Annotated in this window: 12 protein-coding genes and 2 pseudogenes; all 14 read left to right on the top strand. The window is 34.9% G+C overall.

Translation table 11 applies throughout. The features are described 5' to 3' along the window. The first annotated feature begins 35 nt into the window (after positions 1-35). The 14 genes and pseudogenes from BS101_RS12995 to BS101_RS12925 all read left to right on the top strand — a co-directional run bounded on the left by BS101_RS12995 (position 36) and on the right by BS101_RS12925 (position 16,227). Complete coding sequence (locus BS101_RS12995) at positions 36-740, top strand: leucine-rich repeat domain-containing protein (RefSeq protein ID WP_073539207.1); 705 nt, start codon at positions 36-38, stop codon at positions 738-740. Between the two features lie 704 nt (positions 741-1,444). Next, positions 1,445-2,203 carry a reverse transcriptase domain-containing protein gene (locus BS101_RS12990; protein WP_431732540.1) on the top strand — a complete coding sequence of 253 codons (759 nt, stop codon included), beginning with the start codon at positions 1,445-1,447 and terminating at the stop codon, positions 2,201-2,203. 101 nt (positions 2,204-2,304) lie between these two features. Continuing rightward, entirely contained in the window at positions 2,305-3,540 is a 1,236-nt protein-coding gene (locus BS101_RS12985; protein WP_073539206.1) for a site-specific integrase, read from the top strand. Next, positions 3,533-4,519 (top strand): tyrosine-type recombinase/integrase, encoded by a 987-nt coding sequence (locus tag BS101_RS12980; protein ID WP_073539205.1) that lies wholly within the window; start codon positions 3,533-3,535, stop codon positions 4,517-4,519. Before BS101_RS12985 ends, BS101_RS12980 begins: the two co-directional genes overlap by 8 nt. Next, complete coding sequence (locus BS101_RS12975; RefSeq protein WP_073539204.1) at positions 4,506-5,519, top strand: site-specific integrase; 1,014 nt, start codon at positions 4,506-4,508, stop codon at positions 5,517-5,519. Before BS101_RS12980 ends, BS101_RS12975 begins: the two co-directional genes overlap by 14 nt. 135 nt (positions 5,520-5,654) lie before the next feature. After that, positions 5,655-6,026, top strand: a complete 372-nt coding sequence (locus BS101_RS23875) for a reverse transcriptase domain-containing protein (RefSeq protein ID WP_073539203.1) — start codon at positions 5,655-5,657, stop codon at positions 6,024-6,026. Further along, complete coding sequence (locus BS101_RS22370; RefSeq protein WP_242951261.1) at positions 5,989-6,753, top strand: HNH endonuclease signature motif containing protein; 765 nt, start codon at positions 5,989-5,991, stop codon at positions 6,751-6,753. Before BS101_RS23875 ends, BS101_RS22370 begins: the two co-directional genes overlap by 38 nt. A 74-nt stretch (positions 6,754-6,827) precedes the next feature. After that, positions 6,828-9,644, top strand: a complete 2,817-nt coding sequence (locus BS101_RS12960; RefSeq protein WP_073539201.1) for a cadherin-like beta sandwich domain-containing protein — start codon at positions 6,828-6,830, stop codon at positions 9,642-9,644. An 892-nt stretch (positions 9,645-10,536) separates the two neighbouring features. Further along, positions 10,537-11,343 carry an EFR1 family ferrodoxin gene (locus BS101_RS12950; RefSeq protein ID WP_073539199.1) on the top strand — a complete coding sequence of 269 codons (807 nt, stop codon included), beginning with the start codon at positions 10,537-10,539 and terminating at the stop codon, positions 11,341-11,343. 60 nt (positions 11,344-11,403) lie between these two features. Then, positions 11,404-12,177 carry an alpha/beta fold hydrolase gene (locus tag BS101_RS12945; protein ID WP_073539198.1) on the top strand — a complete coding sequence of 258 codons (774 nt, stop codon included), beginning with the start codon at positions 11,404-11,406 and terminating at the stop codon, positions 12,175-12,177. A gap of 159 nt (positions 12,178-12,336) precedes the next feature. Further along, positions 12,337-12,990 (top strand): response regulator transcription factor, encoded by a 654-nt coding sequence (locus tag BS101_RS12940; protein ID WP_073541325.1) that lies wholly within the window; start codon positions 12,337-12,339, stop codon positions 12,988-12,990. After that, positions 12,971-13,387: pseudogene (locus tag BS101_RS12935) on the top strand (ATP-binding protein); the annotation flags it as partial. The gene BS101_RS12940 and the pseudogene BS101_RS12935, both read left to right, overlap by 20 nt. Positions 13,388-13,508: 121 nt before the next feature. Then, positions 13,509-14,276, top strand: coding sequence for an ABC transporter ATP-binding protein (locus BS101_RS12930; protein ID WP_073539196.1), 768 nt, complete (start codon positions 13,509-13,511; stop codon positions 14,274-14,276). Next, positions 14,263-16,227 (top strand): annotated as a pseudogene (locus BS101_RS12925) (FtsX-like permease family protein). The gene BS101_RS12930 and the pseudogene BS101_RS12925 overlap by 14 nt, the downstream one beginning before the upstream one ends. Positions 16,228-16,293 lie beyond the last annotated feature (66 nt).

Genomic DNA, 16,293 nt, shown 5'->3' with positions numbered 1-16,293 from the left:
TAAACCATTCATAATTTATTCAGGGGGAAAAAATAATGGAATCATATATTTTACATGATTTTAAAAAGGTACTGTGGGTGATACTAATAACAGCGATTATGTCTGCAGTTATTTTGCAAGTTAAAGGGGACAGCATAAGCGCCGCTGTGGGAGATAAATTTAAATACAACGGTATAGCTTATACAATAATAACTGAACCCACGGGCGGAGACAAAGGGACTGTAGAAGTAGCTTTAGAAGCTGATGTCGATAGCAGTTATAGCGGGGACATAATTATTCCTGCCACTGTCACTAACAGCGGCAATACTTATGATGTTATTGCTATTGGGAAATATGCATTTTCTAACTGCACCAGTCTTACCAGTGTGCAGCTGCCAAATAGCATAAAGGATATTAGGCACTATGCATTTTATGGATGTACTGGGCTAAACAGCATAATAATACCTAAAAGCGTAAACTATATTGGAGAATGGGTGTTTCGAGGTTCTGGCATAATCAATATGGTAATTCCAAACGGTGTCACCTATATTGGAAGTTATGCATTTGATGGTTGTAAAAATTTAACTAGCATTGTAATTCCGAACAGCATAACTTCAATTGAAGGCAATACTTTTCGGTCATGCTCAATGCTGACAAGTATAACAATACCAAGCAGTGTCACTTCTATTGGAGATCTTGCATTTGCAGGTTGTAGTAGCCTAAGAAGCGTTTATTTTGATGGCAGTGCGACTTGTTGCTAATTGAAAAGATTAGCCTAATTAGCTGATTAAATTCAGAAATTAGAACTGTTATTGCAAGAAATCAAATGAAAGGGTAACGCCTTGAAGGGTTTCCATTAATACTCCGATTAGCGTCGTAGTAAGTAAATACTAAGGGGTTAAAAGCTCGGTGAAGTCGGCTGAGAACCACCGTAAGTAGATGAAATATCATTCCTACACGAAATGCGAACTAGAGGTAGTCGAGTGGTGATAGGTCGGATGTTGATAAAATATCTATGGTTAGTATGTTACTAAGTAACTGACGAATTTGGGAATGTAAGGGTCTAGACGAAATATACCTAGAAATGGGTATAACACAAAAAGTGTGGTAAGTGTGGATGAGTAAAATTTGCCATTATGAAAATCCATATAGTGTTACAGGCACTATCAGGCTTACAGGCTCATACCAAAAACCTACGGATATATGTAAAAGATAGCGATAACGGAACAAGGGAAGCTTAGAATATGGAGGTTTTACTACCTATGAAGTATTGATAGGAAAAAGAGTAATCTATAACTTATCTTAATCTAAGTGAAAGTGGTGGCATGAAGCTGAGAAGTTTCTGTAATGGAAATGGAGCAATAGCCACTAGACTAATTGTTGTTTGAAAATTGAATAACTGAATAAATTCAAGGTTCGGGTACGACTAAGAGATGTGAAACTTCATCAAGGAGGATTAACAGACTTGAAGGAAAGCTTGTTAAAGAAGAAACAAAAACTAAGAAATAATGAATATTATGGTATGCAAGATATATTCGATAATTTACACAGTAAGTCAAAAGGTAATTATGAATTCTCTGATTTAATGAAATACATTATATCAGAAAATAATATACTACTTGCATATAGAAATATTAAAAGAAATGATGGTTCAGTAACGGTAGGAACTGATGGATTAAATATAAACTACTTTGAGAAAATGGATAGCAATTACTTTGTTAAATATATACAAAGAAAATTGCAAAACTATTACCCTAAAAGTGTTAGGAGAGTAGATATCCCTAAAGAGGATGGTACTGGCAGAACAAGACCATTAGGAATACCCTGTATAGAAGATAGAATAATACAACAATGTATTAAACAAGTATTAGAGCCAATATGTGAAGCTAAATTTCACAAACATAGTTATGGATTCAGACCAAATAGGTCTACAGGTCATGCTATAGCCAGATGTAATTACTTGATGTGGAAATCCAACCTACATTATGTAGTAGATATTGATATTAAAGGTTTCTTTGATAATGTCAACCATAGTAAACTTAAGAAACAAATATGGAATTTAGGTATACAAGACAAAAATTTAATAAGCATATTAGGTAAAATAGTAAAATCAGAAATACAAGGGGTAGGAATACCAACAAAAGGTACACCACAAGGTGGATTATGCAAAGCTTCGCATAACCCACCTTATGCAAAGAAAGTAATTATGCAAAGTAAACCTTGAATTGCCGCATTCTTGCAGGTATTACACTTGTTTTACTTTGCATAATCTCCGTCAATGATAATAATGTAAAAACTAAAAAATTATTGAAGGAGGCATTTTATATGCATAGAAAACCACTTAAAGAATTATTGCTAGATTTAGAACAGGAGCTACTGAGATTAGGCTACACTGAAGGCTCTATGAAGTTTTATCGTAATCGTTGGGAGAAAATCATAAAGTTTGCAGAAAATCGTAACGAAACTTATTACTCCGAACAATTGGGAATAGACTTTGTAGAAAAATACTTTCAGATTTTTAAAAAGGATTTTGATAAAACCTTGTGCCAAAAGGATACTCAGGAACTTCGTATCATCAGAATGATTGGCGATTTCCAAATGCATAATACCGTTTTAAGGCGGTATTATAAATACAGAGATCTTTTGACTGATCCATACTTTATGAAAATCAGCAGTGACTTCAAAAGTTACTGTGAAGCTAGGAGTTATTCTAAGGTAACTATTGATCACTACGTGAATCAAGCGGAGCGATTTATGGATTATCTTATTTCACAGGGCATCTGTAATTGCCGTAATATCAGCCTTTCAATTATACATAGCTATATCAGAACTCTAGCTGGTTACACTTATAAAACTGTGGAACAGAATATCTGCTCAATACGTACTTTTTTGAGATATCTTCTCGAGCAGGACATTTTAAAAACTGATTTAGCTGCAAAGACACCGATGGTTCAAGCACGTAAGCAGACACGCATTCCTTCCGTTTGGACAAAGGCTGAATTGGTCGCACTGATAGGAGCTATTGATCGTGGAAGCCCAAAAGGAAAACGGGATTATGCCATCATTCTTCTCGCTTGTATGCTGGGACTTAGGGTTACTGACATCAAAAACCTGACGTTTAATTGCTTTCACTGGGAAGAGAAGAAGTTGGTATTCGTACAATCAAAGACGCGAGAAACAGTTACTCTTCCAATTCCCTCTGAAGTAGGATGGGCTGTTATTGATTATCTGAAATATGGACGACCAAAGGTTGATTCATCAATTGTATTTGTAAGACATATGGCACCATTCCTCCCTTTTTCAGAAGGGGATCACTTATCTCAATTAATCAAGAACTACATGGTAATTGCCCATCTGCCAACACTAAAAAAACGTCGGGGTATGCACTCGCTTCGACATACTGCAGCATCGAGAATGCTTGAACATGGCACACCTCTCGCAGTAATTTCAGATATCCTTGGTCACACGGATACTGATTCCACAGCAGTTTATTTAAAAGTAGATTTAAATAAGCTGAAGGAATGCTGCCTGAATACACCGGAGGTGGATAACCATGAGTGATTATTTTTTCAAAGGCCCATTTGCTCAGTATATCGAAAACCATGTTAAGTTAAAACAAGCAATCGGATATAAGTATAAAACTGAGAAAGAGCATCTCCTGCGATTCTCTGCATTTACTGCTAAAAAGTATTCTAAAGCAAAAGAACTTACAAGAGAAATAGTTTTAGACTGGTGCTCTAAGAAGATTTATGAGGCACAAGCTAATCAATGCTCAAGAGCTTCAGTACTTCGACAGTTTGCTATATATTTGGATAGTATAGGAATAAATGCATATATTCTTCCAAAAGGTTACTATCCGGTTGAAGAGAAATACGTTCCATATATTTATACAGTAGATGAATTGCAGCGTTTCTTCCATGAGACAGACAAATGTCCTTATGTCAGCGAATGTCCACAACGACACTTGATTATGCCAGTATTCTTTAGAATGATCTACTCATGCGGTCTTCGCTCTTCAGAAGCAAGACTACTTAAAATAGATGATGTAGATCTTAGGGATGGAGTACTAACCATCCAGCATTCCAAGAAAGACAACAGCCGTCTAGTTCCAATGTCGGATGAATTAACAAGTCGCTGTCGCGATTACTTCAAATGTGTCCATGTGATTTCCAAGCGTAGCGATTACTTTTTTCCCGGATTGGATGGCAAGCCAATGACTATAGGTAATGTATATCACAACTTTAGGCGCTTTCTATGGAGAGCTAGAATTTCACATGGAGGCCGCGGCAAGGGTCCACGAGTTCATGACTTTCGCCATGCTTTTGCATGCCACTGTCTGAAAAAATGGGTTCTAGAAGAAAAAGACCTTTCAGTTTACCTTCCAATACTGAAGACATATATGGGACACGACTCCTTTAATGAAACTTCATATTACCTTAGAATGACTGCTGATGTATTCCCCGATATATCTATTAAGCTAGAGGGATGTTATCCAGACATTATCCCCGAATTGGAAGGTGATGCTGGTGAAACCTACTGATTTTGCAATACACCTTACTGGATTCTTGTCTGAATACCTGCCAAGACAAAAAAATGCTAGCAAAAATACAATAACATCCTACCGGGATACCTTTAAACTGCTAATTAGATACTGTCAGGAACAACGAAATATGCCTGTTGAAAGACTCAACCTGAACATGCTGACGCATGGATTGATTAAGGATTTCCTTGAGTGGCTGGAAACAAGCAAAAAATGTAGTATTTCAACTAGAAACCAACGACTTGCAGCTATACATTCCTTTTTTCGCTATGCGCAGTACGAGGAACCAGAGGGAATTCTTCATTTTCAAAAAGTGATTTCACTGCCGATTAAGAAGACACAAAAACCATCAATACCGCATCTTACACCAGAGGCTATGAAGCTCTTATTATCCCAGCCAGACAAGACTACTCCAAAAGGACGTCGTGATTTAACCCTTTTAAGTATCCTTTATGATTCTGGATGCAGAGTACAGGAACTTGTCGATCTAAGGGTGCGTGATGTTGTGTTGAATAATCCAGGAGTTCTTATTCTTACTGGAAAGGGAAATAAGGTACGTAGAGTTCCACTATTGAAAAATGCACTTGCTTTATTGTCACGCTATATTCAGGAAAATTCCTTAAACGTGAATTGGAAAAGTGACTGCCCCTTATTTACGAACAAGCAGCATAACAAACTTACTAAAGAGGGTATTGCATACATTATTTCACAGTATGTATGCTCAGCAAGAAGAATCTCAACGATTGTCCCTGAAAAAGTAACACCACATATGTTTCGTCACAGCAAAGCAATGCATCTGCTACAAGCCGGAGTCAATCTGATATATATCCGGGATTTTTTAGGACACGAGGACATCAAAACTACAGAGACTTATGCTAAGTGTGATACAGAGTTAAAACGTCAGGCAATTGAGAGTGCTTATCCCGATTTAGTTGATATCAACCTGCCTGATTGGAGTGAAGATGCGTCATTACTAAATTGGCTTTCTAAATTAAAGTAGTCGAGATATTATGCAAAGTAAATCTTCAGAGAACCCAGTTAAACCAATGCCTGATGAGGTTTACTTCGCATAATCTCCAACTTTGCATAAGGTGGTATTATAAGTCCATTATTATCAAATATAGTTTTAAATGAATTGGATTGGTGGATTAGTAGTCAATGGGAAACATACAAAACCAAGTACAACTTCAATAAAGATTATAATAAGTATGCTAGTATTAAAAAATCTAATCTTAAAGAAATATGGATTGTCAGATACGCAGACGATTTTAAGATATTTTGTAGGGATTATGGAGTAGCACAGAAAATCTTCAAGGCTACAAGGTTATGGCTCAAAGAAAGATTAGATTTAGATATCAGTCCAGAAAAATCTAAAATCACTAATTTACGAAGAAACTATACAGAATTTTTAGGCATCAAACTCAAAGTGGTGACTAAAAACAATAGATATATCTGTAATAGTAGAATGAGTGACAAGTCAAAAAAAACGAACCATCAAAAACCTTAAAGAACAAATAAAGAAAATTAAGAATAAAACAACACCAAAAGAAGTCAACAAGCTAAATGCCATGATATTAGGAAGTCATAACTACTATAAAATGGCAACCCAAGTAAATCTTGACTTCTCGAAAATCAATTTCTTAGTTACAAGAACCTTGTATAACAGATTGAAGAATGTTATGAAAAAAGAACACAAAATATCCAAAGCATACCAAAAACTATATAGAGAATACAATGGTAAAAAATACACGATATCAGAAACCACAATATTCCCCATATATGGAATTAAAACTAAACCTCCTATGAATTTTACCCAAGAAACAAATAACTATACAATAGAGGGTAGAAAAATTATACATGAAAAATTAGGAGGAAATCTAAATAAACTTATTGAGTATGCTCTAAGAAACGCAAGTGAATATAACTCTACTGAATATAATGATAATAGAATTTCACTTATAGCAGGACAACAAGGTAAATGTGGAATAACAGGTGAATATCTTAAAATAGGAGATATGGAATGTCACCATAAGAACCCTAGAGAGCTAGGTGGCACAAATGAGTACAAAAACCTAATTTGGGTATGTACAGATGCACATAAACTAATCCATGCTACAGTAGAAGATACTATCAATAAGTATATGGATAAAATAAATTTGGATATTAAAGGTTTGAAAAAGGTAAATTCTTTAAGAAAGCTAGTAGGAAATTCAGATATTCAAATCTCAAGTTAAATAAAGTAAAACACAATTAGTTGGAACGCTGTATGCGGTGAAAGTCGCATGTACAGTGTGAATGGGGGGAAAACTTGGAGATAACATCAAAGAGTTACCTATCCATATATAAGCCCAATTGGACTACTGAGAGTTATTTACCATTTTCAGGGTGTCCTTCAGATATGAAATATTATTATAAGTCAGGCAGTATGGGTTTCCCTTCGGATGCTTCATATATACAATCTTCTACTTATAACATTACCGTAAGCGGCTCTGTTAACCAAGCTATAGGCTTAAGCACCAATGCTGGCATACCAGGAGAAGCCATTAGTATTTATCCAGCTCCAGGTTATACACTTACAGCTGAGAATCTGAAATATAATGGTATATCAATTAGCGGAACAAGCTTTATAATGCCACTAAATGATGTAACAATTACTGATTCAACCAATTCATTCGAAAAAATTCCTGTGCCTTCAGTAACAGTATCTTCCTCTGAAACGGAAAATACCATGCCCACATGGGGCTGGAGTGATGCCACAGGTTATGGTTATTACAGACATAAGCTTGATAATGCAGCAGAATGGACAAATACTTCATCAGAAAGTTATACACCGCAGGCTTCTCTTTACTCGGGAACGCATACACTATATGTTGAGGAAATGAACAGTATGGGGGATTGGTCAGACATGGCTCAAGGGACTATAAAGATTAAGCCAGTATTAACTAGTCTTGCAATAAGCAGTGGATCGTTATCATATGATCCTAGTATGATAGATTATAATGTGAATGTTGATAACAACACAGGCAGTGTCACGGTGACGACTATAGTAAACGACAGTAGTGCAACGATGGAAATTACATCAGACGGAATTGACTATGCTTCTGCCAGCGGCAGCACCTCGGAATCTATTCCCCTGAATGCCGGTATAGCAAAAGAAATCCATATTGTTGCTACTTCCAAGGACAAAACGGTCACAACAAAGACATATACAATAACAGTGACAAGAGCAAAATCAAATGATGCATCATTAAAAGGTCTCACCTTAAGTAACGGGATATTAAACACAGCATTTACGGCAGAAACAATAAGCTATACGGCAAATGTGGGAAATGAAGTGGCAAGTATCACTGTGACACCAACAGCAAATGAAGCAAATGCAGCAGTGACAGTAAATGAAAACCCAGCGTCACAGGCAGTGAATTTAAATGTTGGGGATAATACAATAATTGTATTAGTAACAGCACAGGACGGAACGACAACAAAGACATATACAATAACAGTGACAAGAGCAGCATCAAGTGATGCAGCATTAAAAAGCCTCACTTTAAGCAGCGGCACGTTAAGCCCGGAATTTACAGGAACAGCAACAAGCTATACAGCAGCTGTGGGAAATGAAGTGACGAGTATTACTGTGACACCCACAGTAAATGAGGCAAATGCATCAGTAACAGTGAATGGAAGTTCACCCTCACAGCCAGTGAATTTAAATGTTGGAGATAATATAATAACTGTATTAGTAACAGCGCAGGACGGGACCACAAAGACATATACAATAACCGTGACAAGAGCAGCATCAAATGATGCAGCATTAAAAAGTCTCACCTTAAGCAGCGGGACATTAAGTCCAGTATTTACAGGAGAAACAACAATCTATACGGCAAGTGTGGGAAATGAAGTGACAAGCATTACTGTGACACCAACAGTAAATGAAGCAAATGCGGCAGTAACAGTGAACGGAAATCCAGTGTCACAGGCAGTGAATTTAAATGTTGGAGCTAATACAATAAATGTAGTAGTAACAGCACAGGATGGAACTACAAACACATATACAGTAACAGTAACAAGAGCAGCACCCTATGTGCCACCCTATATACCGCCCTATACACCCCCGCAACCTACAACTGAAACTAGACAAGTACCAGTACTAGTTGGAAATAGTGGGCAGCAAAGCACTGCAGTACAGGCAACCATTACAAGAATAACGGGTAGTGATGGTTCTAAAAAGGATACTTTAGTATTGGATGAAAGTATAGCAGCAGTAACAGTAAAAAAAGCCTTAGAAGTAAAGAGTATAACTGCAGTCATAGCTATAACAGATATACCAGGAGATAATGCAGATGAGACAGAGGCACAGATTCCATCAACTTCAATGGCTCAGTTTGCAAGTAACAATATGTCATTGATAATTGAAACAGGAAGAGCTTCTTTAGAGCTGCCGGCAGAAACCATTAAGAAATCAAAGGGGCAGGACATAAAGGTACAAGTCAGTGAAGAAAAGGAAAGCAGTAAAATTGCAGAATATAAGGGATTAATTTTACAATTAGCTTCAGGTGCGCAGATAATTGCAGCACCGCTTAATATAGAAGCCAATATTACAGGCAGAGTAAAAATAACTATACCCATAGACTCATCAAAACTCCCAACTTCAAAAGAAGAATTAGATAAATTTCTTTCTTCCTTAGCAGTTATGGTTCATCATAGTGATGGAGAAAATGTGGTGGATAAAGGAACTATTGTATATGATGAAAAAGGAAATGTAGTGGGTATATCTATCTGGGTAGATAAATTCAGCAGCTTTGTTTTAATAAGTTTACCGGAAAATTATTTCCAGGGGAGAACTACAGTAATGAAGGATACTGTGGGTGTAGATAAAAAATGGCAGATAAAATTCACAAAGCCAGCAGATGCAGCTACAGTTACTAAGAATAATATTTATGTAGTGGATTCCAAGGGAATAAAAGTAGAAGTAGAGATAAGCTATGGTTCAGACAATTTACTAAAGGTAACTCCTGTAGAGCTTTATAAATCAGGAGAAACGTATTACTTATATATTACAAAAGGTGTTAAAGCAAAAGATGGTACTTCTTTAGTGAATGAATTAAGGTATCAGTTTACTGTTAAATAATGATTCAACCACGACTTTTGTGAAGCCACTAACATCCTGTAGTATACAACTTAGTTGCTTAGGCAACTGGTAACACTAAATTTCTTAATAAAAATAGTAGCGACCATTTGCACAGGGGGCTACTATTCTTTTATTTCTTTAAAATGAATATTAAAAGCTTACAACGGAAAAAGATTGGTGTTTATAGAAGTAACGAACAGTAAAATTAGTAATTAATTCCACTTGAGCAGTCTTGTTTTTTTGTGCATCCATTATATGTCGCTTCTCTTCCTCAATGTACTTATGTTTTTGCTACGAATGCTTTATTTTTATATTTAGAGGATGCAGAGCATTTTGTAAGATGATATAATCTACCTATAGTAATTCACACTAGTAACGAAATTATAATAAAATGAACTGGTTGTATAATGCTTTCTATGGAGATATGGCGACTGAACAACTACCAAGTGTCTTTCAGCAACAATTTGATATTGTGTTTAATATAGGCAACTCAATCGTTCATTCACCAAATGCAGTAACAAGAGAAAATCTGGTTCAAGTACTTAAAAAGAAAGCGACACTTGTTATAGAAACTCGTAATTAGGAAAAAATAGTGGCTAAAAATAATAGATTTACTGTATATGACAAAATATCGTACTTTAATAAAGAGTATATCCCAATGTATCATTAGAAATTGAATGGTATTGAGCAAGAAGCAGAGGTAGAGATTTTATTTCAAGAAATTTGGGAAGATAATCATGTTGAACTTTATGAGAATTCATTAAGTTTTACACCATTTACGGATATGAGTTTATTGGATACAATTCAGTATAAATATAACAGGCAACTTTTTATGATAATAAAATTTAAAAATATTTACTTTCAGAAATGATCTATAAAGGAGGCGTATGTAATGGAGCCGACAATTTATTATTTTTCCGCTACGGGCAATTCGCTGACAATAGCCCGACAAATGGCAAAGGGACTTGGAAACTGCACAATTAAGTCTATGGCTGCAGGAGCAACGGATGAGCCTATCGGTGGCTCTGATAATCCGATTGGTTTCGTTTTTCCCGTTTTTTATATCGGGTTACCGAGACTTGTAAAACGCTTTGTACAAAACGTCAATATCATTAAAGGAACTTACTGCTTTGCATTTATAAATTTCGGTGGAAATGGAGCAGACACTCTGGGAATGCTGGACGATATCTTGAAAGAAAAGGGTGTTTGTTTGTCCTATGCAGCCGGAGTAAAGATGCCAGGGAATTATATCGTGAAGTATCAGGCCTTCGCTCCTGACGTTGTGCAAAAGCTGATAAAAAATGCAATGGAAAAGGCGGATGAAGCCGCCGAGGCAGTTGTTGATGGTAAGTTTCAGCCGGTTAAAAGAAAGGCCAGGCTTCTCAGTAAGATAGCCAATCGTAGTTATTTGTACAAAGGTATCTCCGAATGGGACGAAAAATTTAAGGTGAGTGGAAAGTGCAGCGGCTGCGGTCTGTGCACTAGAGTATGTCCTGTAAATAATATAAAAATGGAAGAACGCAATCCGATTTGGCAGCATCATTGTGAGCGGTGTCTTGCCTGTATTCAGTGGTGTCCATATGAGGCAATAGAGTATGGCAAAAGCACAATCGGACGTACAAGATATCACAATCCAAATGTTAAGGTCGAGGATATTATAAGAGGAAATACATTACAATTCAAGGAAAATAATCTTTGAGATAAATTTCCAATTTACTTAAGAAGATTTTAAGTATTTATATTTAACAGGAGGATTTTTATGAAAGAATACATAGTAGACAATATGAACAACAAGATTAGGTATCATGATTTACCTGGTAAGGATACACCAATATTATTTATTCATGGATTGGGCTGTGCTGGATCATTTGATTATCCTGAAGTAGCATCACAAATCTGTTTAATAAATCACAGGCGAATATTAATAGATTTGCTTGGCAGTGGGTTTAGTGATAAACCAGATAGTTGTTTATATACTGTAAAGGAACATGCGAAATATTTGTATAATTTTGTACAAGACCTAAGGCTTTATAAGTTTATTATTTTTGCACATAGCTTAGGCGGAGCTGTTGCACTTGAACTTGCCAATAAATGTAGGGAGAATATCGAAACAATTATTCTTAGTGAAGCTAATTTGGATAAAAGTAGTCAGGGCTCATTAAGTTATGAATTTGGAACCTATAAGGAAGAGGATTTTGTAAATGGAATATTTGATGAAGTTGTCAGTGAAAATTCTAGTGTAAATTCTATGTGGGCATCCGCATTATCAGTTTGCTCCTCTACAGCGATTAGTAGAATTTCAAAGTCAGCGGTTGTCGGAGCAGAGCCGTCATGGCGTGAAATATTATATTCGCTGCCATGTAAAAGGACATTCATTTTTGGTGAGAAATCTTTGCCGGATGATGACCAAACTGAGTTGGAGAGACACATGATAAATGTTGAAATCGTAAAATCAGCAGGACATTCTATGGCCTGGGAAAATCCCAAAGCAGAAGCAATAAAAAAAGGTATTCTTTATGCACAGGGATTATAGACTTCAGGAATTCGTCAATTACAAGGTGGAATGTTGATGGATTTGTTCTTTTATGTAAATTAAGATATAATAAGTAACAATCAATGCAGTGTTATTTTTATGATACCATATTCGACTATGGTAGATGGGTTTTATTCTAGTAAACAAGGGTTTGATAATATGTACAGGATAATGATAATAGAAGATGATAAAAAATTAAGTGAATTAATTGAAAGATTTCTGAAACGATATGGTTATGAAACTTTTATGGTAAAAGATTTTTCAAACATAAAAAATGAATTTGTGGATTGTAAGCCCCAAATTGTACTTATGGATATAAATCTTCCATTTTATGATGGGTTTTATTGGTGCAGGAATATAAGAACCCTATCCAATGTTCCTGTGATCTTTATTTCAGCCAGAAACTCGGATATGGATCAGGTAATGGCAATAGAAAATGGAGGAGACGATTATATAACAAAGCCTTTTTCTTATGATGTACTGCTTGCTAAAATAAAAAGTGTCATAAGGAGAGTTTATGGGATCTATTCGGAAAATACTTCTAAGGACATATATGAGGTCAATGGATTATTGGTTTATATAAATCAGAATATGATTGAATTTAATAATAAAAAAATAGAATTGAGTAAAAATGAATTTTTGCTATTGCATTCTCTACTGAAAAATGGAAATAAAATTGTATCAAGAGAAACTTTGCTTGAAGTGCTCTGGAACGATATAGATTTTGTAGATGACAATACTCTTTCAGTGAATATGACAAGGCTTAGGAAAAAACTTGAACAGATAGGAATAGAGAATTCATATATTTCCTAAAATAATATGTGATAAAATCGTATTGGTAGAAACAGATAAGAAATGGATAGCCTTTGTAATAAATCAAATACTAATCAATGCAGTAAAATATTCTAAAGCTGTAGAAAAAAAGGATAAATCCATGGTGTTTAAAATAATGGAGGAAGAATCAAAGGTGATTGTATCCATAAAAGACAATGGAATTGGAATACCAAAGGAAGATCTGGGCAGAGTATTTAATGCCTTTTTTACAGGGAAAAATGGTAGAAAGACATCGGAATCTACTGGGATGGGCATGTATTTGTCCAAAAGAATATGTGATAAACTTTCACATGGATTGTTTGTCAGATCAAAACAGGGTGATGGAACTGAATTTTCAATAGTATTTTATAGAGGGAAAAATATATTTAAATTATAATCTTACAAGATTGTAACATAAAATTGCTTGATGAAAGGGAAATCGATATGTTGATTTCTCTATTTTTTTTATAATATGGTTAGCCGGCAAATTATTTTGGAAGGAGATAGAAAAGAAAATTATGGCAGTATTAAAAGCTGAAAATATAACTAAAATATATGGCGGAAAAACCGCAGCAGTCAGAGTAAAAGCTCTTGACAAGTTCAATATAAGTGTAGAAAAAGGGGAGTTCATAGGAGTAATGGGACCCTCTGGAAGCGGGAAAACTACTCTTTTGAATATATTGGCTACTATTGATACACCCTCCTCAGGCAAATTATTGATAAATGGAACAAATCCGTCTGATTTAAGTGAAAAAGATGCAGCACTTTTTAGAAGAAAAGAACTGGGTTTTGTATTTCAGGACTTTAATCTCCTGGACTCGTTGTCAATAGAGGAAAATATAATACTTCCACTGGTTCTGGATAAATTGGAGGTAGGGGAAATAGAGAAGAGAGTGGATAATATTGCAGAAATTTTAAATATAAAAAACATTCTTACTAAAAGACCTTATGAGGTATCAGGCGGGCAGCAGCAGAGAGCAGCATGTGCCAGGGCTTTGATCCACAATCCGTCTATTGTACTTGCAGATGAACCCACAGGAAATCTTGATTCAAAAGCATCTCAGGATGTTATGGAAGCACTGGAAAATTTAAATCAACATAAGGGAACCTCCATAATGATGGTTACCCACGATCCTTTTGCAGCAAGTTTTTGCAAGAGAATAGTGATGATTAAAGATGGAAAATATTTTTCTGAAATTGTCAGGGGAAATAGCAGACAGAGCTTTTTTAAAGAAATTATGGATTCACTTTCAATGTTGGAAGGGAATTATAATGACATTCCGTAATATAGTCTATAAAAATATTATGGGAAATTTAAATAAGTATGTTATGTACTACTTGAGCAATACTTTGGTGGTGACCATATTTTTTATATTTGCAAATTTTATATACAACCCACAGGTGAAGGGTGTAAATATAATGGGAAGCATGGGAGCCATGGCCTCGGAAATTATGTTTTTATGCAATTCCATAATAATTATATTTGCACTGGTATTTACTACTTATTCTATTTCAGGTTTCCTGAAATCAAGGAAAAAGGAGTTTGGACTTCTTTCCATGTTCGGACTTACCAGGGGACAGATAAGGGGATATGTGATACTTGAAAATGTTATTGTGTCTCTTACAGCTATAGCTACTGGTATTCTATTTGGGATGTTGTTTTCCAAATTGTTTTTCATGGCTATTACGGTGATTTTAGCTTTGAATGTAGAAATACCTTTTGTAATTTCAGCTAAAGCAATTATCATAACACTGATTGCGTTTTTTGTTTTATTTCAGGGAATTGGTTTTATAGTCAGCTATAAAATAAAAAATGACAATATAATAGAATTACTAAAAGGGGACAGAATTCCCAAACCAGTGCCGAAGTTTTCCAAAGTTAAAGCTCTGCTTTCTATAGTACTTATAGCTGCAGGATATATAATTGCTGTATATTCCGGCATGGCTATAATGTTTACCATGCTTCCTATTTTAATTCTTGTTATTCTGGGAACTTATCTTTTGTATTCTCAGTTCAGCGTATTTTTTACCAACGGGCTTCAGAAGAATAAAAAAATTTATTATAGGGGGATTAACTTCATAACATTATCCCAAATCATATATAAACTAAAAGATAATGCAAAGATTTTATTTATAGCATCTATTTTAAGTGCGGTTACATTAACAGCTTCTGTAAGTGTATATTCCATACAAAAAAACATTTTAGGAGCCATACAGCAAAATTTTCCACAGGATTTTAGTATAATTGAAAGAGAGCCTGTTTCTAATAATGTTATGTTATCTGAAGAAATAGAAAAAACAATAAAAGAGTATGGTCACTAACTGCAGTATAAAAACAGAATTCCACTAATAAAAGCCCAAAATGGTGAAAGAGACACATCAAGTGAGCTTCAGAATAAAAAAGATTTTTACATTATGTCCAATTCAGATTACAATGCTATGGCTTCTCAATTTGACAAAAACAAGGTACAATTGCAAAATGGAGAGGTATTTATACACACCTATAATATAATGGGGAATATGGGGATCAAATACTTTATAGATGACAAAAAATATTTGACTCTGACCGCCGGTGATAAAAATTTGAAATTTAAAATAAAGGATGAAACAAGCGGAGGAATAATAAATAGTGATGATAAAAATACTAACACTGCTGTTGTAGCCGATGATGTATTTAATAGTATATTTAAAAGTACTCCTGACGGTGAAAGATTGATTTATTATGGATACAATATAAAAAATTGGAAAAATGCTTCCAATGCAGTAGAGCAGATCAAAAAGATATCTGCCCATAATAACAGAGTATTATTTTCAGAGAGAGTTATAAAATATATGCCTGTTGTAAGAAGTATGTCACTTTTATTGTTTATTGGGGTATTTATATCTATAATATTTTTTATATCAACCAGCAGTATACTGTATTTTAAGATTTTCAATGAGATACAGAGGGACAGACATGAATTTACAGCATTAAAGAAAATGGGGGTATCCAATGATGAAATAAAAAGAACTGTAGGAACCCAATGTGCAATAATGTTTTTGCTGCCTTTTGCAGTAGCAGTAAGTCATTCTATATTTGCAATAAAGTCACTGAGCAATTTGCTAGGAGATAATCTTTCAGGATATTTCATAGCTATATCTTCAATTTACCTTGTACTTCAGCTGTTATATCTTGCATGTGCAAGAAACATATATGACAAACAGATAAATACATGGATGAAATCAAATGATTCTTAGATTCTTGAAAAAGATTTTTCTTATAAGTAAATCACTGTGAACCTAAGAATCACCTTATCCAGGCGT

It is taken from the genome of Clostridium kluyveri, from assembly GCF_001902295.1.
GTDB classification, from domain to species: domain Bacteria; phylum Bacillota; class Clostridia; order Clostridiales; family Clostridiaceae; genus Clostridium_B; species Clostridium_B kluyveri_B.
Note: the sequence above shows the minus strand (reverse complement) of the source record. Positions and strands in the feature narration are given on the sequence as shown.